Here is a 25,166-nt window from a genome sequence, read left to right on the forward strand (position 1 = left end):
GTAATCCTTGTTTATGATCCATGATTGGCAATCTAATATATTGAGTTAATTATATTTTTTATTACGTTTCTGCCACTTTTGAACCATGGTGAAACGCCAGATTAAACGGGTTAATAAATAGCCTAAAAATGAGCAACCAATACCGAGAATAAAACATCCTAATAAAAGCGCAGGTGCAATGGTCTCTAAAATTTGCGCTAGCCAAGAAAAGGAGAGTTCAAAATTAAAATCAACCACTTTTTCTTGCAAGATAAAAGCCCCTAATCGGTAAGCACCATAAAAAAGAGGTGGCATCGTTATTGGGTTAGAAATCCAAACTAAAGCAACAGAAAGAGGTAAGTTTACCATAAAAATCATGGCAATAACGGCCGCTAGCACCATTTGAAATGGGATTGGCATCCAAGCACAAAACAGCCCAACAGCAATGGCACCTGAAGCGCTTCTTCTATTTAGATGCCAGAGGCCCGGGTTATGCAACGCCTTACCTAAATACTTTAAATGAGGATGTGCTTTTAATGTTTCTGGTTTTGGAGAAAACCGTTGAATAAATTTTTTTGGCATATAATTAGGATTTATTGTTAATAATTCGGATAATAATGCGTATTGCCTTGAGTCTCGCAATTACAGTTTTTATGTCGACCTTATATTGGCCGCAGTTATTAAGTGAACATGCCATTTTGTTGTTGGCTCTCTGTTGTGTCGTTTTATTATTTTTACCAAGGCTTCGTATTCTAACTGTTATTCCTGTTACTGCCATCTATTTTAGTTGTTATGCGCAACTAACGTTAACTGGCGCATTGCCATTTGCTCTGCCCATTGCTAATAACGCTTCTTTACAAGAGCTAGTAGACGGGAAAGACCATACCATAATTGTGCAAATTAGTTCATTAATAAGTGTTAAAAATAGAGGCTATTTTACCGCTAAATTGATGGAAGTTGATGGTGGGGCCTTAAATTATCATCCATCATTGTTGATGAGCTGGTATTCTCCTAATGTGTCGCTTCAGGAGGGGCAAATTCAACGTTTTAAAGTGCGTTTAAAACCTATATGGGGGCGAGGTAACCCGGCTGGATTTGATAGTCAAAAGTGGCGCTACTCTGAAGCATATTGCTTATCAAGCCTCGGTAAAGTCTTATTTGGGATACGTTTCTCAAATTCCTTCATTGCGTGGTCGTTTTTATGAGAAAGTACAATCAATCATCGCTACCTTGCCACAACAGGGGGTCATATTAGCCCTTTCCTTTGCGGATAAGAGCTTAATTAGTTTTGAGCAAAAAACGTTATTTAAAAAATTAGGTATTACCCATCTTTTGGCTATTTCAGGTTTACATATTGGTCTGTTTTTTTCCTTTTTTTATCTACTATTAAGCTATTTTTGTAAGCGATTATTAGCGGAAAATTATTTGGGGTGGCAATTATACTATATTGTCAATTATGGCGCGTTGTGTGGGGTGTGTTTTTATGCCTATTTAGCGGGGTTTTCTTTGCCAACACAACGGGCATTACTGATGTTGGCGATTGCCGTTTTTTTGTTATCCTTGAAGAGAAGGTATTTTTTAACATATCTCTTGATGTTGGTTCTGTTTCTAATTTTGCTTTGGGATCCGTTATCGATATTGAGCCTTAGTTTGTGGTTATCATTTGCGGCGATAACCATTATTTTGCTGATTATCTGGCGTTTTAGCTCTGTTTTTAAAATAGATAATATCGACAAAAAAAGAACTCTCTGGCAAACATCAAGGGGTTATATAAAAGCATTAATACTGATTCAATTAGGTTTAACCTTGCTGATGCTGCCACTGCAGTTGCTTAGTTTTTCAGCTTTCAACTTATTTGCACCCGTTGTTAATTTTATTGCAGTGCCGCTATTTTCATTATTAATTATTCCACTTGTTTTATTCGCTTGTTTGTTAACCATATTCGCAGAACCGCTTGCCAGTGGTTTATTTACGCTTGCAGATTATCTTATTGGCCATTTTTTACATTATATTGCAATCTTTAGTGAAGGGTATGAGGATTATTCTTTTACTGCGGTAAAGTTAATTATGATGGCCATCTGCCTGTTGGTTGTTATTTTGATTATCCATTATCAAAGATGCGCAACGCCTGTTGTCACTTATCTTTTTTCAGTGCTGCTTGTCTTTTTTGTTGGCATATCATTGTATCAAGAAGAACAACAGCAGGAAAAATGGTTTGTTGAGGTGTTGGATGTGGGGCAGGGGTTGTCAGTGTTGATTCGCAGCCAAGGTCAATACATGCTTTATGATACAGGGCCTAGTTATCCATCTGGCTTTGTGACCGCCAAGAGTGAAATATTACCCTATCTTAATTCACTGGGCATAACAACATTAGACTATTTATTTGTTAGTCATAGTGATAATGACCATGCGGGTGGTTTGGCTACAATTAATCATCACTTTGCCATAAAGCAAATCATAATGGGCGAACCATTACCTGGATTAGATAAAGAGGTAGTGACACGGCAATGTAAAGCGGGGCAGCGCTGGTTAATGGGGCGATTAACCATTACGGCGCTCTCTCCAAACGTATTAACGCGTAATAACAATAATAACTCTTGTGTATTACGGGTTAGTGATGGCTTACATTCGTTATTGTTGACCGGGGATATTGAAAAGAAGCAGGAGTTATTATTAGTAAAAAATGCCGAACATCGACTTGCTAGTGATATACTCTTTGCTCCTCATCATGGTAGTCGCTATTCATCTAGTGCTACATTTATTCGTAGTGCATCACCACAATGGGTCGTGTTTACGAGTGGATTTATGAATCGTTGGGGATTTCCCGATGAACAGGTTAAACTGCGCTATAAAAATCAATCGGTTAAAATGGTCAATAGTGGTTTAAGCGGGTTTGTTCGTTTTACTATCGATAAAGAACAAATTAAGATACAAACATATAGAGAAGATCTTGCATCTTATTGGTATCATCATTCTCTTTCTTCTTAGAAAAGAGAATAATACCAATCGGAATAAATCGCTGATCTATTTTACTGGTTAAAATAACTTACTTTTTTGTTGTAAGTTTCGCAAAGGGAACAACCATTTGCGTCAACTTACGCCTCAAATTAAGTCATTTTTCCTGCGCAAAATTTAAATCACATACTTAATTCCGATTGGTATAATACCTAATCGGAATTATTTAACTTATGAATTGGTATGCTCATGACAAACTCAGAACAGAATAGTTGGCTAGTCTTTAAACGTTTAGCCTCGTATGTAAAAGAATTTAAAATGGGATGGTTTGGAGCTGTGATTGGCATGGTCGGTTATGCGGTTGTCGATGCAACCTTTGTGTACTCGATTAAACCCTTAATGGATAAAGGATTAACGGGGATGATCCGAGTGTTCTTACCTTTATGCCATTTTTTGTTGTCCTGATCGTCGCGGCACGGGGGCTCGCTGCTTTTTTAAGTTCATACTGCATGGCTTGGGTAGGTAACAATGTTGTCATGAAGTTACAACGCCAATTGTTTAACCATTTAATGGTTTTACCCATCAGTTATTTTGATAAAACGAATACCGGCAATTTCCTTTCGAAAATTACCTATGATGCTAGCCAAGTCTCCAATGCAGCCAGTAATGCCATGGTCAAAATTTTCCGAGAAGGGGCAACCGTTGTAGCACTGATGGTGATGATGTTTTTCCAAAGCTGGCAGCTTTCATTAGTTTTTTTATTGGTTGGTCCCTTTGTTGGTATTGCTATCAGTGTCGTTAGTAAACGCTTTAGAAAAATCGGTAAAAATCTACAAAATGCAATGGGGTCTGTCACGACGGCTTCCGAGCAGATGCTCAAGGGGCATAAGGAAGTGTTAATGTTTGGTGGGCAGAATGTGGAAAGCAACCGCTTCAATGGCGTCAGTAATCGGGTGCGCTCACAAAACATGAAATTGACTAGCGCATCGGCAATCAGTGTCCCTTTAATTCAGACCATCGCTTCCTTTGGATTGGGGTTTGTTCTTTACCTTGCCACCTTTCCGGAGATCATGGCGAGCCTAACACCAGGAACATTCGTTGTTATCGTTACCTCTATGATCATGTTGATGAAACCGGTTAAAGCGGTAACGCAGGTTAATATTGAAATTCAGCGCGGTCTTGCTGCGAGTAGTAGTTTGTTTAATATTTTAGATACGGAGCCTGCTAAGGATAATGGCCAACTTAAGATCCAACGTGCTAAGGGAGATATTCAACTTAATAATGTTGTGTTTACTTACCCTACGGCTGAAAAACCAGCCTTAGATGGCATTAGTTTTACTGTTAAAGCCGGTGAAACGATCGCCTTAGTCGGGCGTTCTGGCAGTGGTAAATCAACAATCGCTAATTTATTAACCCGTTTTTATGATATTGATAGTGGGCAAATCACACTTGATGGTGAAAATATTGAAGATTACACCTTAGCTTCACTTCGCCAGCAAGTTGCTATTGTTTCACAAAGTGTACATCTGTTTAATGACACTATTGCCAATAATATTGCCTATGCAAGTGAAGGTAAATACAGCCATGAGGATATTGTTCAAGCTGCAACGACGGCGCATGCGATGGAATTTATTGACGGCTTTCCAAATGGGCTAGATACCATTATCGGTGAGAATGGCTTAATGTTATCGGGTGGACAAAGGCAGCGTTTAGCGATTGCGCGTGCATTATTAAGAGATTCCCCAATTTTGATCTTAGATGAAGCGACCTCGGCGTTAGATACCGAGTCTGAACGTCATATCCAAGCGGCTTTAGATATATTACAGAAAAACCGTACCTCGATTGTTATTGCGCATCGTTTATCTACCATCGAGCATGCCGATAAAATATTGGTGATTGATGCAGGTAAAGTGGTTGAGCAGGGGACTCATAGCGAATTATTATCGGGCAAAGCGATTTACCATAGCCTATGTAAAATGCAAGCTTCAGGGGAGCTGTAATGCCATTTTGGTATCGTCCCGTAAGTTGGTGGTGCTGGGGGTTATACCCCTTTTCATTGCTGTTATGGCTAATTAGCGCGCTGCGCCGAAAATCATATCAAAGCGGATTGCTTAAAAGTCGTAAAAGCCCATTACCTGTTATTGTAGTTGGAAATATCTCTGTCGGTGGAAATGGTAAAACCCCCTTTGTGATATGGTTATGTGAGTTGCTAATAGCACAGGGCTACAAACCGGGCATTGTTAGCCGCGGCTATGGTGGGAAAAGTGGTCAATACCCCCTGTTAGTCACGGATCAAGTCAGTGGTAAAGTGCCTGTGATGAGCCCGTTATGTTATTTAAGCGTCTTGGTATTCCCATTGTCGTTGATCCCATTCGCACTCAGGCCGTTGATCATCTCTATCAGCACTGTTCCGTGGATATTGTAATTAGCGACGATGGCCTGCAACATTATGCCTTGCAGCGAGATATAGAAATTGTGGTTGTCGATGGGCAGCGGCGCATGGGAAATGGCCACTTAATGCCCATGGGACCACTTCGAGAGCCGCTATCACGTTTACAAACAGTCGATTTTGTGATTAATAATGGTGGGCAATCAGAGACGGAAGTCGCTATGCTGTTTCAGCCGCGTGACTGTGTGCGCGTCGATGGACAAGGTGGAGAATTACATCCACCTACCCTTATAAATAGCTGTGCTGCAATCGGTTACCCACAACGATTTTTTACAACATTAGAAAAACTACACTATAAATTACACAAAACAGTCTCCTTTGCGGATCACTATGCCTATGGTAAAGATGATTTTAAGCAGTTCGATAGTAAGCGACCCTTAGTGATGACTGAAAAAGACGCCGTAAAATGTTTAGCCTTTGCACAACCTAATTGGTGGTATTTACCCATCGAAGCGGTATTACCAGACTCCTTTGCTGTGCAGTTGTTAGATAAAATTAAGGAAATAAAATGTTAGATATTAAACTATTCGATATTATTGCTTGTCCTGTTTGTAAGGGAAAATTAGGCTTTAATAAAAACAATAATGAGCTTATCTGTAAATTTGACCATCTTGCCTATCCCATTGAAGATGGCATTCCTGCTTTGTTGCACAATCGAGCGCGTAAAATAAGCTGTGATGAGGAACGATAAAAATGTCTTTTGTTGTGGTTATTCCAGCGCGTTATCACTCTACCCGTTTACCCGCTAAGCCGTTGCTTGATATTGTTGGTAAAACAATGATCCAGCGTGTTGCCGAACAAGCACTAAAAAGTGGTGCATCAAGGGTAATTGTCGCAACAGATGATCACCGTATTAAAGATGCATTAAAGGCGCTCAATAATATCGATGTGTGTATGACTTCAGCAACCCATGAATCGGGAACGGATCGTTTAGCGGAAGTCTGTCACCATTACCAATTTAACCGTGATGAAATTATTGTTAATGTGCAGGGAGATGAACCACTAATTCCCCCTGCGGTGATAAGTCAAGTGGCAACTAATTTACAAAACAATCAGCAAGCGAGTGTTGCAACATTAAGTGCCCCCATTAATGAATTTTCCGATGTCTTTAATAGTAATGCCGTTAAAGTTGTTTGCGATAAAAATAATATGGCGCTCTATTTTAGCCGAGCAACCATTCCATGGGATCGCGATAACTTCACCCCGGAGAATCAAAGCAAACAGTCTGTGAATAGTGCGAACTTACAACGTCATATCGGCATTTATGCCTATCGAGTTAGTTTCCTTGAACAGTATGCGCAACTGTCCATTTCGCCACTGGAGTCCATTGAAAAGCTTGAGCAGTTACGCGTATTGTGGCATGGTTTTAAAATTGATGTGCAACAGGCCTGTGAAGTGCCCCCTGCTGGTGTTGATACATTAGATGATTTACAACGTGTTATAAATTATTTATCGAATTAGGAAAAGTAATGAAAATAAAGCTATTACTTATATTGTGTACCACTCTTTTGGTAAGCGGATGCGGTGATGATCGACCGGAAAAACTCAAGAGTAATATTCAAACCGCAGACTACTTACTCAATAACTTGGCCAATGATCTTGATAACAACCGCATTCGTAATGGCATGTTACTAAGAGAGTATGCAAGGTTATTAGCGCAGCAAAAAGCAGAGTTACAGCCACTCTTACAACAATTGAGTTTAGATGCCAGTCGTAGTGGGCCGATGATGCAGGGGTTATTACAACGCTCGCAAACGCTTAAAGAACAGCCTCAAGTGCTCGGCGATATCGAAGCGCAATTATTAGAATCAGAAAACCTTATTGCCGCCTCTGATCCCGCTCTTTTTAACGATGCACTGTCAGATCCCATTAATGTTATTGCGGATATGTCCGATGGTCAGTTAGCGCGTGTCAATGCCATTAGCAAGCAACAAAGCCTAAGGGCTAACGGCGCAGAAGACTCTGGGCCAGGTAGTCAGCTAGTCGGTAATCCGGGGTATGGTCAGTGGCAAACCAATAGTAGTGGTATCTCTTTTTGGCAATGGTACGGTATGTATGCGATGTTTTCTGCACTATCGCCACGTCCTGTACAGTATGACCGTTGGTCATCACGTCGAGATTATAGCTATTATAATGACTATGGTCGAAACCGTTATACGTCTCCACAACAGGCTAAAGCTCAGGATAATTTAGCCACTAAAACGCGTAAACAGTTTGCTAACAAAGGTGGTTTTAAAAGTCCTTATGCTAAATCGAAAACTGGCGCAAGCAGTATTTCCAATTCTAGTCGCCAGGCGCAAAAAGCAACGCCTTTTGCTGGGAAATCTAGTTTTTCTAAAGCTAAATCATCAAGTAGTTTTAGGAATAGTAAATCGACAACTTCTCGCGGGTTTAGGCGCGGTAAGTAAGATATAAAATAGGGATAGGCGAAATATAAGCTACTTTATTTTATTGCCTTTATTAAAAAAGTTTAGCAACAGTTAATCCATCGTAGTGATGGCAATTGTGAAAAATAGGATTTAGATATGAATGAATTATTCGCATTATTAGGGCAAGATGCCTCGCTTATTGGTTATCTTTTAATTGATATGGGCGTGGCCATTCTGCTCTTAGGTGGTATGCGTTATACCATGGGGATGATTGGTAAAGTCAATACTAATGAAGAACTTGCCATTAAAGATAATTTTGCCTATGGCATCAGTATGGCTGGTGGCGTTGCTGCGATGGGCATCGCCTTAAGCGGAACCATTACCGGGGAGCTTGCAGGCTCATATTTAATCGAGTTAATCGGCATGCTATGTTACGGCTTTGCTGGCTTGGTGATGATTAAAGCGGGGCGTTATATCCATGATAAAATGGCGCTACCTGAATTCAACAAACATGAGCAAATATTAAATCGTAATATTTCAGTGGGTATTGTTGATGCGGCATCGGTTATCGCCACCGCGATAGTGGTGAGAGCTGCGCTTATTTGGGTTGATGGTCTAAACATAAAAACATTTATTGCTATTTTCTGTGCATGGATTGTATCGCAGCTTATGCTCGTTATCATTACCCGTATTTTTGAATGGCAGTACTTACGTCATAATGCCAATAGTTTCCAATCAACCTTAGAACTTGGACAAGTTGCATTGGCAATCCGTTATGCGGGATACCTTGTTTCCACATCAATGTCAGTGACCGCAGCGAGTTACTTCATTGTTTATGATGCGCAAAACTTACTCGATGGCATTGCCTCTTGGGCAATTATTAGCTTGATTTTAATGGTCGTATTAACGGTATTAACCATGTTCGCGAAATGTATTGTTCTATGGGGCATTGATCGTCGTGAAGAGATAGAAAATCAAGAAAATATCGGTATTGCTACCATAGAATTTGCCATCTCATTTGCCATTGCTTTATTACTAATGGCACTAATGGCTTAAGTTAATGCCAGTATTAACTGTTTTTGATGGGGCCATCCCCAATGGCCTTTTTAAGCAGTATTTGATGAGGCCATCCCCAATGGCCTTTTTAAGCAGTATTTGATGAGGCCATCCCCGATGGCCTTTTTTAAGCAGTATTTGATGAGGCCATCCCCGATGGCCTTTTTTAAGCAGTATTTGATGAGGCCATCCCCGATGGCCTTTTTTAAGCAGTATTTGATGAGGCCATCCCCGATGGCCTTTTTTTATATCTCGACCACTGAGAATATCGATGTTTGATGCAAAAAAATTAAAACTATTAATTGATGACACTCTGTTAATTGTAATTATGGCGGCATTAGCCTGTTGCGGCTTGATTTACGAATACCTGCTTTCGCACTATTCTGCCCGTATCCTAGGGAGTGTTGAAACGGTCATTTATGCCATTATCGGCATCATGATTGTTTCCATGGGGTTAGGCGCATTTGCAGCAAAAAAAGTAAAAGATGCTTTTCAAGGCTTTGTTATTTTAGAGTTAGTAGTGGCCTTTATTGGTTGCAGTGCAACACTGTTTATCGCCTCGGTGATTGGTTTTAGCCAAACCTTACCGCACTTAATTGCAGATACCTATCAACTACCAATGGATGCGCTTCCTCAGGGAGATTTACTGGCTAAATTTAGTTGGTTCAGCACGCAATTACCCTATCTTTTTGCATTTATTTTAGGGTTTTTAATTGGTATGGAAATTCCCTTAATTGCCCGTATCCGTGAAAAGGTTTATGGCCACTATCTTGCGCACAATGCGGGGACTATCTATGGGGCGGATTATATTGGTGCGGGGGTAGGCGCGGCGATATGGGTGATTTTTATGCTACGTATAGAAATCAGTCAAGCCGCTGCTATCACCGCAAGCCTTAACTTAGTCGCTGGTTTTGTATTTTTAATGCGCTTTAAAAAACAGCTTCGCAATATTAAAATCTTACTGTGTGGACATTTTCTTTTGGCTTTGTTGGTCGCGTTAGTTTTCCAATATGGTGGTTTTTGGCAAAAGCAGATGCAAAATATGCTCTATCTGGATAAGGTGGTTTATCAAACGCAAACACCTTATCAAAATTTAGTCTTTACAGAACGACATTTAGGTGGCGGAATGGAGTCGATCATTAATTTTTATATTAATGGTCGTTTACAATTTTCTAGTTTAGATGAGCAAATTTACCATGAGTTTTTAGTGCACCCAGCCATGCTCGCATCAAATCAACACAAGCGCATCCTAATTATTGGTGGTGGTGATGGTTTGGCATTACGTGAAGTATTGAAGTGGCAACCTGAAGCCGTTACGTTGATTGATTTGGACCCCAATTTAGTGGCTTTGTTTAAATCACCCAGTGAGTACTTACCTGAGCAACTCGCCCGTAAAATATCTGCACTAAATAAAGATAGTTTTCATGATCCGCGTGTTAAGGTCATTAACGATGACGCATTTATCGCCATTGATCAATTACTCCAAGAAAAGCTGATTTTTGACACGATTATTATTGATTTACCGGATCCTAGCCACCCAGATCTCAATAAACTCTATAGTGTGAATTTCTATTACCGTTTAAATAATCTACTTAATGCCGATGGCGTTATGGTGGTGCAGTCAACTTCGCCGTTTCATGCTCAAAATGCCTTTATATCGATTGCTAAAACGGTTCAAAAAGCACAATTTAATCATGTTCAACAATTTCATGAGAATGTACCCTCATTTGGAGAGTGGGGGTGGACTATCGCGACGAAACGAGGCATTAGTGCTAAACATCGTTTGCAGAAAATCAATGAAATCCCCGTTGTCACAGAATGGATAACTAGCCCACTTATCGATAGTGCTTTTATTTTTAATAAACATTTTTACGACGATCAAGAGAAAATAAAAGTTAACTACTTAGGATCAAACCAGTTATATCAATATCATCAGCAAGCGTGGGAAAGAGAGACAGAGCTTTCGCCATAACCTTTTGAGCTGCTATTGATTATTTTTATAATTAATGTATATTCGCTCCTGCAAATGGATTTGATTGATTTTTGCGCAACTTAAGTGCGAAAATTAAGCGGTGTAGGATGCGAATTCCACTTAAGTTAAGGCTATCTATTTATGCAAATCAATGGCTATCAACAGATCCAACTCATGCCCACATCGACCTCTGTCGTTGATACCGCAAAAACAACTCCCACTGTAACCGCCGAGCCGGGGGTGCAGGTTAATTTTTCAGCACAAGCGATAAAGCTTGCTGAAAGTGAAAATGCATCAATAAAAACGGCACCGCTTCAGTCGCAAAACGTCACTTTGCCTGAACAACCTGACACACCACTAACCGGTGAGAAGTTGCAGCAATACGTGCAATTTAAAAAAGCACAAGCCCAGTATCAAATTCATGCAGATATGGCCAATATCCTGACCGGTAATGGAGACGGAATATCGGCTCCCACAGCATATTATTTATCTACTAATGAAGATGCTCGTGGCGTTGTTTTACAGCAACATGCTATGCAACAACAAGCAGAGAATATGCAGCGTTATCAAGAGAGCACTCAAGCAATAAATGAGCGTTATAAAGATTGATTATTAATCGTTAGCTATCAATTCCCATCAAACATGGCTATAATTTGCCCCCATTTATTCGTGCTATTAAGGAACTATAAGCCGTGTTTGATTTCCCCACGTTCAGTAAGAACAGTGTCAAAAATGATTTTCTCTCTGGGTTGACCGTCGCCCTTGCCTTAGTGCCAGAGGCCGTTGCATTCGCTTTTGTTGCAGGTGTTGACCCCATGGTTGGCCTTTATGCTGCATTTATGGTTGGTTTAGTTACCTCTATTTTTGGTGGTAGACCGGGTATGATATCGGGGGCAACAGGCGCAATGGCGGTTGTTATGGTGGCTTTGGTTTCATTACATGGCCTGCAATTTTTATTTGCTGCGGTATTATTAACGGGGCTATTGCAGATACTGTTTGGTGTTTTCCGTTTTGGTAAATTTATCAGAATGGTGCCCCATTCGGTGATGATAGGTTTCGTTAATGGTCTCGCGATTGTTATTTTTTTAGCTCAGCTTGGGCAATTTAAAGTTAAAAATGCAATGGGTGAGTTCGACTGGTTACAAGGCTCGCCATTATACATTATGTTGGCTTTAGTCTTGCTAACGATGTTAATTATTCATTTTTTACCTAAATTGACGACAGCTGTGCCTTCAACATTAGTGGCTATCGTTATTGTCACCCTATTGGTTCAATTCATTCCGGCTCTAGATACGCGTACCGTTGTTGATTTTTTACGCACCATGACGGGGGATGAAAATGCCACTGTAGCCGGCAGTCTACCGAGTTTTGCTTTACCTTTAGTGCCATTTTCATGGCATACATTGCAAATTATTCTCCCTTATTCATTAATTCTGGCCGCGGTCGGATTAATTGAATCGTTACTTACCTTAACCGTTGTTGATGAGATGACTGGTACGCGTGGGCGTCCTAACAAAGAGTGTATTGCTCAAGGCGCTGCAAATATGGTTAATGGTCTCTTTGGTGGTATGGGCGGTTGCGCCATGATTGGCCAATCGATGATCAATATCAACTCTGGTGGTCGTGGCCGTTTATCTGGTATTACAGCTGCTTTAGGGCTCTTATGTTTTATTTTGTTTGCCTCTAGTCTAATTGAAATTGTACCGCTTGCCGCACTGGTCGGTGTAATGTTTATTGTCGTATTGGGAACCTTTGAATGGGCTTCCTTCAAAATGATGCGTAACATACCTAAAAAAGATGCCTTTGTTATCGTTTTAGTCAGTGCTGTCACTGTGATCAGTGATTTAGCGATAGCTGTTTTTGTTGGTGTTATTGTTTCAGCTTTAGTCTTTGCTTGGGAGCATGCTAAGCATATTCATGCTGAAGTTGAACATAACTTAGAAAAGACAGAAAAGAGCTATCGTATTGATGGACCATTATTTTTTGGCTCAGTCAGTAACTTTTTAGAGCTCTTTGATGTGCAGAATGATCCACACCATGTTGTCGTTGATTTCGCCAAATCGCGTGTTGTCGATCAATCTGCAATCGAGGCGATAAGCGTATTAACCGACCGTTATGTGCGAGAGGGTAAAAAAGTGCATGTGCGCCACCTCAGCCGTGATTGCCGTAAATTACTGCACAAGGCCGGCGTGTTAGTTGAAGTTAATCTTATTGAAGATCCATCTTATAAAGTGGCTTCAGACACATTAGGTTAGTAAAACAATAACAATCGATTATTTAATCGGTTGTTATTATTTGCATGAAACTCGAATGGGGCGATACGGAGCATCACATTTAGGGCTAAAGTTTGTGATTTTAGAAGTCCAAATTGAATACCAAATGTTTTTATTACGTATTGTCTTTTTTTTATTTCTCATATTATTTCTCTTTATATTTATTGTTGAGATAAAGTAATATAGAAATGTGACATGACGATGACAGTGCAAAGCTATTTTTTATTTGAAACTATTTTGCGAAAGAACAAAGAAAGGTCATATTTACTGTAAGATAATTGCACAAAGCTGAGTATAATTACTACAAATAATTGTATATAAGCCGTTTTTTGTTTTTATGTTAATTTTGTTTTGATCAAGTAACGACATTGAATAAAAAAAGGTAAACTATAACTAGTGCTGTATTTGAGTTGTTTTCGTTACTGTCGGCGCAGCTGAGATAATAAGTAGCATGATGCTTCTATCTTCTCGCCGGGGATTTTCAGTATCGTATATACCTGTTTTCATTTGCAATATAATAATTACTCTTGCAAACTATTAGCGTCTTGCAAGAAGCTTAACAACACATTGATGAGCGTAATTTGAGTGATTATAGGTATATGCCGTAATGGTTTTAATATTATAATGTCCAACGATTTAACCGTTCGTTTACGCGAATGGTTAAAATGTCGGTTATTGTCAATTTATGTAATTGGTAGAGGTAACAAGTGATTAAAAAAATTGGTGTTTTAACAAGTGGTGGTGATGCTCCAGGAATGAATACCGCAGTTCGCGCGGTGGTACGTACCTGTTTAGCAAATGGTATTGAAGTGTTCGGGATTTATGACGGTTATGAAGGCCTTCATAAAGATAAAATTAAGCAACTTCATCGTCATTCTGTTTCTGATATCCTCAATAAAGGGGGAACATTCTTAGGCTCTGCGCGTTTTCCCCAATTTAAAGAGGAAAGTGTTCGTAGAGAAGCTATCCAAAATTTAGAAAAACATGGTATTGAAGCACTTGTAGTTATCGGTGGTGATGGATCTTATATGGGAGCGAAAAAACTCAGTGAGATGGGATATCCATGTATTGGCGTACCCGGTACTATCGACAACGATATTGCAGGTACTGATTACACCATTGGTTTTATGACAGCGTTAAATACCGTTGTTGATGCTGTAGACCGTCTACGTGATACCTCTTCTTCACACAAACGTATCTCTATTGTAGAAATTATGGGACGTTACTGTGGCGATTTAACCTTATGGGCTGCGATAGCTGGTGGTAGTGAATTTGTCATTGTGCCTGAAGTTGAATTTGACGAAAACGCGCTAGTTTCGCAAATAAAATCGGGTGTTGAAAAAGGTAAAAAACATGCAATTGTTGCTATTACAGAGCATGTAACCGATGTGAATCAATTAGCAAAACGAATTGAAGCGAAAACGGGTCTAGAGACGCGTGCAACCGTATTAGGCCATATTCAACGTGGTGGTTCTCCAATGGCCTTCGACCGTATTCTTGCGAGCCGTATGGGGGCTAATGCTGTTGAATTATTGATGGAAGGTAAGAGTGCTCGTTGTATCGGTATTCAAAGTGGAAAACTAGTTAACCACGATATTATTGAATGTTTAGAGAGTATGAAGCGTACATTCCGTCAAGATTTATACGACCTATCGCAAAAGCTAGTGTAAATTAAACCGCTCTCATTGCAAAATTTAAAAACCTACCCTTGGTAGGTTTTTTATTATCTACGATAGCCAAAAATTGAGGTTGAATTATGAATTCGCATCAACAACTCTACCCGCTATTAACGGCTTTATTTGAGCATCAAGAAATACAAGAGAATGGCCGTGACCTTCATGAGGTAATTGGATTTTTATACGCAATTACGGCGCTACCTGAAGAAGTCGAATTACAACTTTGGTTACCCATGCTGTGGCAGCAAGATAAAGCGTTTAATTTTACCAGTGAAGCCTTAGCCAATGAATTTGCCACGACAATATTAACCGCTTATCAAGCTTGCTTAGAGCAGTATCAAAGCCAGCAACCTCTTGCATTAATGATGCGTGATACATGGTTAGATGAAAATAAGCAAATCACAGCAGCGGGCATGGCATTTGCTACGGGCTACTTACGTGCATTTCAGTATGCAGAAGAGGTATGGGGGCAATTGAGTGAAGAATCGGGGGCAGAATTTGCGCAAATTGTGCAAACAACGATGCTATTATTGAGCAAAATGGCACATGTGAAGACGGAAGATGTCGCAATGAGAGAGTTATTCATGCAGCTCCCTAGCATGCACGAAATTGTCGACTCATTGCCTATGTTATTGACTGCAATGGGTCGATTTTCTGGGCAGGGTGATTGTCAGCAGTAAATCGGCTAAATGTTACTGAGCGGATAGATTATGCAAATTCAGTCCAGATAGGGGCGTGATCAGAAGGTTTTTCGATGCCCCTTAACTCATAATCAATCCCTGCCTCAATACTTTTTTCTGCTAGTTTTTCCGTGGCTAAAATGACATCAATACGTAGTCCGCGATTATCATCAAAACCACGAGAACGATAGTCAAACCAACTGTATTGATCAGTTACTTCTGGGTGTAATAAACGGAAGGTATCGACAAAACCAAAATCCATTAATTTAGCAAGCCACTCTCTCTCTTCAGGTAAAAAGCTACATTTTTTTGTTTTTAACCAACGTTTAGCATTCACCTCACCAATACCAATATCGAGGTCGAGTGGGGATATATTGATATCACCCATAATAATAATATTATCATCAGCACTGTGATGTTCTTGTAGGTATTGATTAAGATCTTGATAAAATTGACGCTTATAAGGGTATTTAATAGGGTGGTCTTGACTTTCACCCTGTGGAAAATAGCCATTTAAAACTTGTGTTTTTTCACCATGTTCATTATCAAGGGTCACCATGATCATCCGTTTTTGATGATCATCATTATCAGTAGGAAAGCCATATTGCACTGCTGTTGGCTGCTTTTTACAGAGCATCGCCACGCCATAATGCCCTTTTTGGCCGTGAAAATAAACGTGGTATCCCATTGCCTCAACCGCTTCACGCGGGAAAGCGTCATTATCAACTTTTATCTCTTGCAGACCAATTACATCAGGTTGATGTTTATCGATAATAGCCTGAAGCTGGTGAAGTCGAGCGCGTAGCCCATTGATATTAAATGAAATAACTTTCATAGAAAAAGCCTTAATTGGGAAATATTAAGGCTGAATGTACCTTGCTTAGGGATAGAACTCAATAGGCAATTGTAGCGATTAGCTTAGTGTGACAAGTACGTGGTGAAGATGATCCGCGGTTTCTAAACCACTATCGGTTAAATATCCACCATCGGGTTGTGATATCAGCCCTTTATCATATAAAGATTGTGCAGCGGAGATCATTGCAGGGTTCGCATCGTGATGAATTTTAATACCTTCTAATTGAGATTTTTCAGGGAATTTAGCGAGCAGTTTCATTTCTTCAAATAGGCTATCAGAGTAGTTTTTAATCATTATAATTCTCACTTTTCTATTACATTCGGATACCTCCATCATAATTGCATGTCATTAAATTGCAAATGTTAGCGGTAGTGAAATTGGGCTAGATCTAGCAAAATGACAAACTATTTATAATATATTTGATCGCTTTGCTAGACGCATCAATAAGAGGGGCGATTTGTTCATTTTCGCGGCGCGCATGAATTATACCAAAGAGAAGCCAGCAGAGTGAGACTGGTTTTTGTTTTTATTAAAAAAAGTGGATACTCTTAATTTCGCATTGTTTAACCAAATGAGATAAGTGGCACTGAGTTTTACGTCACCGTGCAGGTTATATTTGTTAACATTCTAATTTGCTTTATAAATTAGTGGGTTAGGGCATGATTTCAAAAAGGTGATAGGTGGCAGTGTCATACCTATCTCAGAAGGCGTTATGTTACAAATCAGGCTTAACCAATTGAATTTAATCGTTATTTTTCTATTTTTTATTGTTTAAAAAAATGAGATAGGTGGCGCTGAGTTTTACGTCACCGTGCAGGTTATATTTGTTAACATTCTGATTTTCTATATAAATTAGTGGGTTAGGGCATGATTTCAAAAAGGTGATAGGTGGCAGTGTCATACCTATCTCAAATCAAAGTTTATGCAAATAGTTAGCGAACTGATTGATTAAATGATGATTAATAGATATTGTGATGATCATTTTAAATAAGATAAGTGGCGCGGTGCATTACATCATGCCATTTATAAAGCTGTTAGATGAAAACCAAAAATGGAGAGGAATAACCAATCAATGAAATTTGAGACGAAAGAAGCCGCTGTATTTTTCATTGATATACTTGGCATGAGCGCGCTTACTGAGGGCGAGATAAATTTAAATGGAATTAATGAAAAAATAGATACTTCTATCTATGAAGTAGAAATAAATGGAAGCAAAGGGCTTTCAAGCCCTAATCAAATTATTGCAGCATGGACTCTTAAACGATTTAGAGAGGTGCTCCGTAATGTTCACTACAAATATGATGTGAAAATATCGCAGCTCTCAGATTGTGCTTTTGTTTGGTCGGAGAGTAGCCGCGAGCTCCTATTGGCTTCGTCAGAACTGATGTGGGAGTTAACGCTTTCTGGTGTGTTATGCCGAGGCGGCTTAAGTTACGGCGAGGTCATAATACCAACAAATGACAAGGAATCTTTTGGTTCATTTATTCTTGGCGATGCCGTAACTCGCGCAGCAAAGCATGAAGCTCGAGGTAAAGGTTGTAGAGTGTTTAGCGATGCAGATGCTATTCATCATTTCCACAAAGATTTTCCGGGTAAAGTTGATTCTCCTGTAGTTTCAACTCTAATATACAATGATATTTTTTCGCCAATAACAAACCCTCTCGATTTCAGCATAGTAGATGAATTTAAATGGTATCTTTTTCATGACCTTCAAAGCATAACCACAGATAAAACTGAAATTGATCATAATAAGTTGGCGATGTACATGGCTGCGCTTGTGTCTACGATCAGGCACTCTCCTTATTACGCATGGAATTCATTAAATAAACATGGTCTCGTCCAGCTTGCCGGCAGCATAGAGGCAATCTCAACAAGCATTGCGATTCACACTAATCATGACGAAGCAAAGCTTTCTGCAGAATATTCAATGGTTGGGCTAGAAAAGGTGAATAGAAGCCATGAAATAGTGAAAAGGCACTTTTATCAATACAATGTAAATGCTCTAACAAAAGGCACCCTTGAAACTCTTAGGGAGCGATTAGAAAGCGAAGTTGTAAAAGTGCTTGAGTGTAACTAATCATCTAACAAGGCGCTGCTACGGAAAATTTACTCGCTGGCGCTCCTAAATTTCCGCAGAGCGCGGCGTTAGTTTGCCATAGAAATTGGCATCTATTTTCAAATTGGAATTTATATGGACGCAAAAAGCTGGACTGTATTAATATCAATATCGGCAGTTTTTTTGTCACTATTCAGCATATTTAAAACTCATATTTGGAATTCGCTAGAGTTTAATTGTCGATTAATTTCGTTCCGTTGGAAGATTGAAAATGATAATAAATTTTACGAAAGTAAGTTTTTTATTTCATGCTCAGGAAATAAAAACCTATATATTGATAGGCTATATATAAATAAAGGAGATGACACTTCTATTAATGCTACAAGTAAAAGTTTTGATATACAAAAACTTCTAAAACCTGGAGAAATCGAAGAGTTTATTTGTAAAATGGATGCTTCAATATTTTCTCATAATGAAACCTACTCATTTATTTTTATATTAATTTCTGCGGATACAGAAAAGTTTCATTGCGGTTTAAAAATGATCACAAATGAACAAGAAGATAATAAATTAATGGTGTGTCCTAAAAGTCTAGGAAGTGGACACTTTAATATTAATTCCTTTAGCTTTTTAAAAAAGAATAAAGTCTATAAAAGTAGATCAACGCGCAGACAAAACTAACAAAGCAAAGCACTGGACGCATAACGGGTGTCACTGTTTTTGCTAAAACAAAAAGCCAGCAAAAACACTGCCAACCTACGCGCCAGTGTTTAGCGGCGTTATAGCTCACTCATATTTTTAAGTTTGTAACTCATAAGGAGTAATAATGAATATTTTAAAATTTGAAATCCTAGACATCAAAAATGGTGATCGGGTGGTAAAAGTAGAAGGACAAGATATTCACGTAAGTAAAGATACTGGCGAGTATGTTATATACAAGATGAAGATGGACAAGGACAAGGAAAATCAGGTAATTGGATTCGATGTCCTTGCTATTACAAAAGGGGATGGTGATTTTGAGTTAATTGCTGACGCAGATTTGAATGATCTTGCAGAGCTATGGGAGGAGTAAAGTGGCTAAACCTCCTAAGAAAATTAATACAGGTACTGAGATTACGGATGGCGATCAAGTAACTGGTTCATTAATTTATCGACGTGTACCTCCTGAAAAGAAAAAGGAGCTTAAAAAGCTCATAAAAGAGGTGGCTAAAAAGCATGGGCTAGTATCTCATATCATTGAAAGGAAGTAGGTGTGGAAAAGAAAAGTATCATTGCAAGATTCTCTGGCGAGAATGCTAAAGTTGAAGAAGCATTCAATGAAATTATTCAACAGGCAGAAGAGTTAGGCTTAATAGGTGAAGACCTAGTAATCAATAAAGTTCCAAATAAAGTAGAGAAGAGTAAGCTACAAAACAAATCCGCTTCGGATATTATGGCCAAGGCATCTGGTGATGAAGAAAAAATTGAAGATTTTATGGAAGAAGTTATCGCCCTTGCTTCTGAAAGGCTAGGTCTTGAATCACCTTCTACTGGGATTAAGCTAATAGAGGGTAATAACGATGACAACGATGAGTAGTACCCGAAATCACGCCCATGCTCGTGCTATTGCATTAGCTAAAATTCGAGAAGGATATAGGTGTGAATTACGGTGTGAATCGGATATAGATATACATGGGCATCATATTTTAGATTATAGTTTGGGCGGTGAGGCTACACCTGAGAATATTCTAGTTGTATGTAAAACTTGCCATGATTTGGTTCATGCAGGAGAGATAATTGTTCATTCATTTGATTACCGTCCCGCAAAGCTAGAGCTATAACAAACAAGAATAGGTGTTGCGCAGCCGACACCTTATTCGGGTGTTGAACAAGCCCGATTGGGAATTGCTTCTCTTTATAGTAAATAGTGGATTTTGCTGAAGGCTAAATTTAATTTGTCACTTTTCTTTAGGCGAGTTTCGCTAATATACAATTGATAGTTCAATTATATCAATCTGTTATCTTTTTTGGTTGAATGCCAATACACCTCTTTTTATTCGCTTTCTGTTATGAATTCTTCGTAGAAGATCACGCGTGATAACACGCTAATTTCTCAGTCGCTTTATACCTACAAAACTCATTTCATGCTGACAACATGGGCAGATGTAGACGGTTTTTTTTCGTTTTGGTGTTATTGCCACCGTGCTTAAATGACTCCCTAGTATCAGCATGATTTGCAAGCGAAGTTGTTTAGCATTACCTCTCAAGAAACCGTAATCACGAACGCGCTGCAGGCCTTTTGGTAATACATGTTGTAAGATTAACCATAAGAATTTAAGTACGGGTAATGTTCGCTTTTTGATAATATCTGTTCCTCCTTCTTTATATCTAAAGGTCACTGTTTTTTCGCTGACATTAATAATGTCTTTATCGGGTAACACGCCACGGTACAGGTAACGAGATAAATACTGGAATGATGACAAACCAAATCCGACCTTGCGACAATCAACGACCCATTTTTTAGCAATATCATTGGGCATAGCTAACTCGGGGTGGTGATTGATTGCATCAATCACTCTTGCTCGCCATACCTTGGCGAGTGCCAATTCATTAAAGAGATATTTCTTATCATTTTTATGCCACTGCTTGTTCGTTGCATCATAGCTTCCACTGGGCACGATGATATGTAGATGAGGATGACATTCTCTTTTACGATTATGTGTGTGTAATACGCTGGTAAAACCTAAGTCACCTTTATTCTGTCGTGAGGCAAAGTCTTTTAATATGTTTGATGTCAAGTAGTTCAGGACACCCACACCTTTTTGACTAAATTGAATATTGTACCTACTATATAAACAGTGTTTTTGTTTACAGTTGTGGGGGTTTGGTATGACACAATCACGTGCTTCGTTAATTTCTCTTGTGGACACACCTTATTATCATTGCATTTCTCGATGTGTTCGCCGTGCATTTTTGTGTGGCGAAGATAATTACAGCGGTAAAAACTATTCACATCGCCGGCAATGGATGATGAATCGCATTCGGCAATTAAGTGATATCTTTGCCATTGATGTTTGCGCTTATTCGATTATGTCTAATCACTATCACCTTGTTTTACATGCTAATGAAGCCGAGATTAGCGCCTGTAGCGATGAAGAAGTTTGCCGACGTTGGTATCAACTTTATTCCGGCTCAGAAATAGTTTCGCGATGGCGCAAAGGGGAGCTGACTTGCGCAGGTCAAATAGAGGTGGCGCTTGATATAATCAGCAAATGGCGTCATCGCTTGCTTGATATCTCTTGGTTCATGCGCGCATTAAATGAATTTATTGCCCGCAAAGCGAACGCCGAAGATAACTGTAAAGGACGCTTTTGGGAAGGGCGCTTTAAGTCGCAAGCATTGCTTGATGAAAAAGCACTATTAACTTGCATGGCTTATGTTGATTTAAACCCCGTGCGAGCAAAAATGTCAGAAAGTGTGGAAACATCGGAGTTTACGTCCATATTTGAGCGTATCCACAGTAAATGTAGTCACGATGAAGCGTTGCATCACCATGATAACAGTAAACCCTTATTTGGTTTTTTAGCGGCAGAATGTCATACGCCCCAAGAAGGTATACCCTATGCCTTGCTCGATTATTTAGAGCTTGTTGATTGGACTGGACGAGCCATTCGAGAGGATAAGCGCGGCGTGATTTCGAGCCAACTGCCAAGCTTATTAAGTACCCTTGGCTTAGAGAGTGATACCTGGTTGTCCTTAGCGGTGAGTTTTGGTAAAGATTACCATGGTGCAGTGGGCTCACTCGAAGAGCTGACATTATTTGCCGAGCATACAGGCCGATGTTGGGTATCTGGGCAAAACAAACTGAGTTGTATGCTGCATTAACTCCCAATCATTTGTTTTTTTATTAACTATTAGCGCTTCGTTAAGGAGGCTCTGTGCGTTGATTTTAATAAAACTTGTTTAAACATATTGGATTGAGTCTCAAGTGCGGGAATTTAACTATTTAATTACAGCAAAGCGCTGATTAAGATTATTTTTAAAAAGAATGGCTATTATATTTTTATAAATGAAAAGATATGGATGTCCCCGAATTCACCCAGTTTTCCCGAATTAACCCCCCGAATTACCCCCCAATTAAGAATCTATTACTCAATTTAAGTATTTAGTGATTAAAAAAAACAAATATTAATTTATTGTCAAATAACTGTGAGTTACTATTTTTTTTAATAAAATCAGGCTGCTAGTGATAAATGCGATAGCCTCGTTAAACGTTAAATGGCCCACGATTTTATACGTGACATTTTCATGGTTGATACGCTCAACCCTAAACTTGGAAAGGAAATTACGATGTACATGGACGGTTTTAAACGGTTTTTATTTATAACAGCATGTTGTTTTATTGCTTTGTCTGGATGCAAGGAGAATTCCCCAGTTTTCCCCGAATTCACCCAGTTTTCCCGAATTAACCCCCCGAATTACCCCCCAATTAAGAGATTATTACTCAATTTAAGTATTTAGTGATTAAAAAAAACAAATATTAATTTATTGTCAAATAACTGTGAGTTACTATTTTTTTTAATAAAATCAGGCTGCTAGTGATAAATGCGATAGCCTCGTTAAACGTTAAATGGCCCACGATTTTATACGTGACATTTTCATGGTTGATACGCTCAACCCTAAACTTGGAAAGGAAATTACGATGTACATGGACGGTTTTAAACGGTTTTTATTTATAACAGCATGTTGTTTTATTGCTTTGTCTGGATGCAAGGAGAATTCGACTAATGATCAGGAGATGCTAGCACAGACGAAGGCATCCTATGGTATAGCCAGTGATAGCTTGGAAAATTTAAACCCTTATTTTTATTTAGCAGACACCACTCTCAGTGCATTACATCTGTTGAATGCACAGGAGGGGACCAAGGAGGGCAAGTGCAATTTTGGCACTTTTACTGCTACTTTGCATAATAATATATTGCAAATGGAGTTTCACGATTGCTCTGTTTTTTTGCCTCATCTTAATGGTGTGTTAGTACTTGAACTCACTGATATTGAAAAAGAAGGCTATCTGCTGGCATTGAATGGCAGGCTCTCTAGTCGCAATATAAGCTGGTCTTCTTCACTAGATGAAGAGCCCGAACTTAGAGATGATTTCGATGTTGAATTGGTACAAACAATCACGGGATCACATCGTACATTAACGACACTTAATTTTTCAGAAAGTACTATAGCTAGCAACCATTTGAGTGATGATGAAGTAGTAAAATTTGCCAGTATGAGTTTGCAGAGACAGCTCGATTATGAGTCGGGTATTTATAGCATTGCTTATGATGGTCAAATAACAAAATATAATGGTGAAGATGTCTCAGTATTTATTACCACTCCTGAACCGATTGAATTAATTTATAGTAATCACTTCCTTAATGGGACTTTAATTATTGATGATGGTAAAAGCCGTATTAAAGCCTCAATTTCAAAATTTGATCCCCGTCCATATTCTTTTGATATTGAAACGGAATTCGATAATGGTCAGACCTACCAACCTGGAAATCGTTTTGCTGCTTCTTTTGCCATGGAATCTGATATATTTTCTTTCACCAGCCGTACTGGTTTTTTAAGTAAGCAGGGACCTATTCTTACAGACAAGGCTGATATAAAAGATAGATTTTTTTATTCTGGGCTATCTCCCAATCACGGACTTGTTCAATCACCTGCTGAAGAGGATACACAACTTGGTTCTATGTCACGGGCTATTTTGCCTATATTCAATAATCTTGGGGAGTTTACTGTTTCTATATTTGATAGAGAAACGAATCTAGAGCTAGATTCTGCACTATACTCGGTTACATTAGATGGAATTTGGGTAAATATTTCATTCGACTCATCACTTTCATCTGCGAGCAGCTATAGCATTAATATCACAGATGATAATGGCAGAAAGATATTTTCGGACTATCAGACGTCATTAAACTAGTCATACTACAGTGTAAAGATATGGTTCTCCCCGAACTCATCACTACCTTATTCGGGTGGAGTAAGCCATACAGGGCTTGGTTCAACAATCGTTGAACCATTATTTTTAAAAAATCCTCTCTAAGTGCGCTTGCTAAGGCATTACATCGCTAAATAGATCCCATCAACTCGGCAGCGTCAAAGAACTGTTTGGGATATTCATTGAGTTTTTTAAAAATGAGTAACACTGTAACATGGGTATAGAAATGACTGTTACGACGTTGAATTTTTAGCGACGAGTAAAGTTACCTTTAAATTTTTTAAGTAATACCAATCGGAGTAAATAGCTGATCTATTTTACTGGTTAAAATAACTTACTTTTTTGTTGTAAGTTTCGAAAAGGGAGCAACCATTTACGTCAACTTACGCCTCAAATTAAGCCATTTTTCCTGCGCAAAATTTAGATCACATACTTAACCCGAGTGGTATAATTAATTTTGAATGGCAGAATAGGTTTAGTCAAAATATGAAAATCACTGAAATCAGTATCGCTGTTGTCAAAAATAGCGATGGTCTTTACTTAATTTGTTTACGCCCCGATCAGGTACATCAAGGTGGTAAATGGGAGTTTCCCGGTGGTAAGGTTGAAAGCGATGAACAACCAGCGCAAGCTATGTGCCGAGAGCTTAAAGAAGAGGTTGGTTTAATTGCTCAGCAATATGTGCTGATAGAATCTAAGCTGTTTAACTATAGCGATGCGCAGTTACATTTACATTTTTATCTAGTCACTGAATTTAGTGGTATCGCAACGGGACGAGAAGGTCAGCCCATTAAGTGGGTCAGCCAAGCGCAATTGAGCTTATATGAATTTCCACAAGCCAATAAAAGCGTGATTGCCCAATTATAAAAAA

26 protein-coding genes and 1 pseudogene are annotated in these 25,166 nt (G+C 39.0%); 23 read left to right on the forward strand and 4 right to left on the reverse strand.

Annotated features, from left to right (window positions below; all coding sequences use genetic code 11):
• Nucleotides 1–45 precede the first annotated feature (45 nt).
• Nucleotides 46–561: a DUF2062 domain-containing protein gene (locus AB1A03_RS12205; RefSeq protein WP_354624910.1), complete on the reverse strand. Its 516-nt coding sequence runs from the start codon at nt 559–561 to the stop codon at nt 46–48.
• A gap of 35 nt (nt 562–596) precedes the next feature.
• Between AB1A03_RS12205 and AB1A03_RS12210 the strand changes: the two genes are divergently transcribed.
• From AB1A03_RS12210 to AB1A03_RS12275, 14 genes and pseudogenes are all read left to right on the forward strand, one after another.
• Complete coding sequence (locus tag AB1A03_RS12210; protein WP_354624911.1) at nt 597–1,184, forward strand: DUF4131 domain-containing protein; 588 nt, start codon at nt 597–599, stop codon at nt 1,182–1,184.
• Nucleotides 1,138–2,967, forward strand: coding sequence for a DNA internalization-related competence protein ComEC/Rec2 (locus AB1A03_RS12215; protein ID WP_354624912.1), 1,830 nt, complete (start codon nt 1,138–1,140; stop codon nt 2,965–2,967). Before AB1A03_RS12210 ends, AB1A03_RS12215 begins: the two co-directional genes overlap by 47 nt.
• A 216-nt stretch (nt 2,968–3,183) precedes the next feature.
• A pseudogene (gene msbA / locus AB1A03_RS12220) lies at nt 3,184–4,934 on the forward strand (lipid A ABC transporter ATP-binding protein/permease MsbA).
• Entirely contained in the window at nt 4,934–5,359 is a 426-nt protein-coding gene (locus AB1A03_RS12225) for a tetraacyldisaccharide 4'-kinase (protein ID WP_354624913.1), read from the forward strand. The pseudogene msbA and the gene AB1A03_RS12225 overlap by 1 nt, the downstream one beginning before the upstream one ends.
• The gene (lpxK, locus tag AB1A03_RS12230; protein ID WP_354624914.1) at nt 5,263–5,898 is read left to right on the forward strand and encodes a tetraacyldisaccharide 4'-kinase; all 636 of its coding nucleotides are present in this window, start codon (nt 5,263–5,265) and stop codon (nt 5,896–5,898) included. The genes AB1A03_RS12225 and lpxK overlap by 97 nt, the downstream gene beginning before the upstream one ends.
• Nucleotides 5,892–6,074, forward strand: a complete 183-nt coding sequence (locus AB1A03_RS12235; protein ID WP_354624915.1) for a Trm112 family protein — start codon at nt 5,892–5,894, stop codon at nt 6,072–6,074. The genes lpxK and AB1A03_RS12235 overlap by 7 nt, the downstream gene beginning before the upstream one ends.
• 2 nt (nt 6,075–6,076) lie before the next feature.
• Complete coding sequence (gene kdsB / locus AB1A03_RS12240; protein ID WP_354624916.1) at nt 6,077–6,844, forward strand: 3-deoxy-manno-octulosonate cytidylyltransferase; 768 nt, start codon at nt 6,077–6,079, stop codon at nt 6,842–6,844.
• 8 nt (nt 6,845–6,852) lie between these two features.
• Complete coding sequence (locus tag AB1A03_RS12245; RefSeq protein WP_354624917.1) at nt 6,853–7,791, forward strand: hypothetical protein; 939 nt, start codon at nt 6,853–6,855, stop codon at nt 7,789–7,791.
• Between the two features lie 117 nt (nt 7,792–7,908).
• Nucleotides 7,909–8,808: a DUF350 domain-containing protein gene (locus tag AB1A03_RS12250; protein WP_354624918.1), complete on the forward strand. Its 900-nt coding sequence runs from the start codon at nt 7,909–7,911 to the stop codon at nt 8,806–8,808.
• Between the two features lie 271 nt (nt 8,809–9,079).
• Nucleotides 9,080–10,780 (forward strand): polyamine aminopropyltransferase, encoded by a 1,701-nt coding sequence (locus AB1A03_RS12255; RefSeq protein ID WP_354624919.1) that lies wholly within the window; start codon nt 9,080–9,082, stop codon nt 10,778–10,780.
• Between the two features lie 141 nt (nt 10,781–10,921).
• Nucleotides 10,922–11,389, forward strand: coding sequence for a hypothetical protein (locus tag AB1A03_RS12260; RefSeq protein WP_354624920.1), 468 nt, complete (start codon nt 10,922–10,924; stop codon nt 11,387–11,389).
• A gap of 83 nt (nt 11,390–11,472) precedes the next feature.
• Nucleotides 11,473–13,035: a SulP family inorganic anion transporter gene (locus AB1A03_RS12265; RefSeq protein WP_354624921.1), complete on the forward strand. Its 1,563-nt coding sequence runs from the start codon at nt 11,473–11,475 to the stop codon at nt 13,033–13,035.
• 725 nt (nt 13,036–13,760) lie between these two features.
• Nucleotides 13,761–14,723 (forward strand): 6-phosphofructokinase, encoded by a 963-nt coding sequence (pfkA, locus tag AB1A03_RS12270; RefSeq protein WP_354624922.1) that lies wholly within the window; start codon nt 13,761–13,763, stop codon nt 14,721–14,723.
• 86 nt (nt 14,724–14,809) lie between these two features.
• Entirely contained in the window at nt 14,810–15,409 is a 600-nt protein-coding gene (locus AB1A03_RS12275; protein ID WP_354624923.1) for a UPF0149 family protein, read from the forward strand.
• 28 nt (nt 15,410–15,437) lie between these two features.
• On the opposite strand, the gene xthA is transcribed toward AB1A03_RS12275, so the two are convergent.
• Complete coding sequence (gene xthA, locus AB1A03_RS12280) at nt 15,438–16,244, reverse strand: exodeoxyribonuclease III (protein ID WP_354624924.1); 807 nt, start codon at nt 16,242–16,244, stop codon at nt 15,438–15,440.
• A 78-nt stretch (nt 16,245–16,322) separates the two neighbouring features.
• Nucleotides 16,323–16,559: a TIGR02647 family protein gene (locus AB1A03_RS12285; protein ID WP_354624925.1), complete on the reverse strand. Its 237-nt coding sequence runs from the start codon at nt 16,557–16,559 to the stop codon at nt 16,323–16,325.
• A gap of 778 nt (nt 16,560–17,337) precedes the next feature.
• Here AB1A03_RS12285 and AB1A03_RS12290 point away from each other — a divergent pair.
• The 6 genes from AB1A03_RS12290 to AB1A03_RS12315 all read left to right on the forward strand — a co-directional run bounded on the left by AB1A03_RS12290 (nt 17,338) and on the right by AB1A03_RS12315 (nt 20,141).
• On the forward strand, nt 17,338–18,342 hold the full coding sequence (locus AB1A03_RS12290) for a hypothetical protein (RefSeq protein ID WP_354624927.1): 1,005 nt from the start codon (nt 17,338–17,340) through the stop codon (nt 18,340–18,342).
• Between the two features lie 114 nt (nt 18,343–18,456).
• On the forward strand, nt 18,457–19,002 hold the full coding sequence (locus AB1A03_RS12295; RefSeq protein ID WP_354624929.1) for a hypothetical protein: 546 nt from the start codon (nt 18,457–18,459) through the stop codon (nt 19,000–19,002).
• A 145-nt stretch (nt 19,003–19,147) separates the two neighbouring features.
• Entirely contained in the window at nt 19,148–19,393 is a 246-nt protein-coding gene (locus tag AB1A03_RS12300; RefSeq protein ID WP_354624930.1) for a hypothetical protein, read from the forward strand.
• Nucleotide 19,394: 1 nt separating this feature from the next.
• On the forward strand, nt 19,395–19,571 hold the full coding sequence (locus AB1A03_RS12305; protein WP_354624931.1) for a hypothetical protein: 177 nt from the start codon (nt 19,395–19,397) through the stop codon (nt 19,569–19,571).
• Nucleotides 19,572–19,573: 2 nt separating this feature from the next.
• Nucleotides 19,574–19,897 carry a hypothetical protein gene (locus AB1A03_RS12310; RefSeq protein WP_354624932.1) on the forward strand — a complete coding sequence of 108 codons (324 nt, stop codon included), beginning with the start codon at nt 19,574–19,576 and terminating at the stop codon, nt 19,895–19,897.
• Nucleotides 19,890–20,141, forward strand: a complete 252-nt coding sequence (locus AB1A03_RS12315; RefSeq protein WP_354624933.1) for an HNH endonuclease — start codon at nt 19,890–19,892, stop codon at nt 20,139–20,141. Before AB1A03_RS12310 ends, AB1A03_RS12315 begins: the two co-directional genes overlap by 8 nt.
• Nucleotides 20,142–20,405: 264 nt before the next feature.
• On the opposite strand, the gene AB1A03_RS12320 is transcribed toward AB1A03_RS12315, so the two are convergent.
• Nucleotides 20,406–21,137, reverse strand: a complete 732-nt coding sequence (locus AB1A03_RS12320; protein WP_502945967.1) for an IS91 family transposase — start codon at nt 21,135–21,137, stop codon at nt 20,406–20,408.
• A gap of 52 nt (nt 21,138–21,189) precedes the next feature.
• On the opposite strand from AB1A03_RS12320, the gene AB1A03_RS12325 reads away from it, so the two are divergent.
• From AB1A03_RS12325 to mutT, 3 genes are all read left to right on the forward strand, one after another.
• Entirely contained in the window at nt 21,190–22,185 is a 996-nt protein-coding gene (locus AB1A03_RS12325; protein ID WP_354624935.1) for a hypothetical protein, read from the forward strand.
• 775 nt (nt 22,186–22,960) lie between these two features.
• Nucleotides 22,961–24,277, forward strand: a complete 1,317-nt coding sequence (locus tag AB1A03_RS12330) for a hypothetical protein (RefSeq protein WP_354624936.1) — start codon at nt 22,961–22,963, stop codon at nt 24,275–24,277.
• A 504-nt stretch (nt 24,278–24,781) separates the two neighbouring features.
• Entirely contained in the window at nt 24,782–25,162 is a 381-nt protein-coding gene (gene mutT / locus AB1A03_RS12335) for an 8-oxo-dGTP diphosphatase MutT (RefSeq protein WP_354624937.1), read from the forward strand.
• The last annotated feature ends 4 nt before the right edge of the window (nt 25,163–25,166 follow it).

The sequence above is a fragment of the Psychromonas sp. MME2 genome, from assembly GCF_040566515.1.
Classification (GTDB): domain Bacteria; phylum Pseudomonadota; class Gammaproteobacteria; order Enterobacterales; family Psychromonadaceae; genus Psychromonas.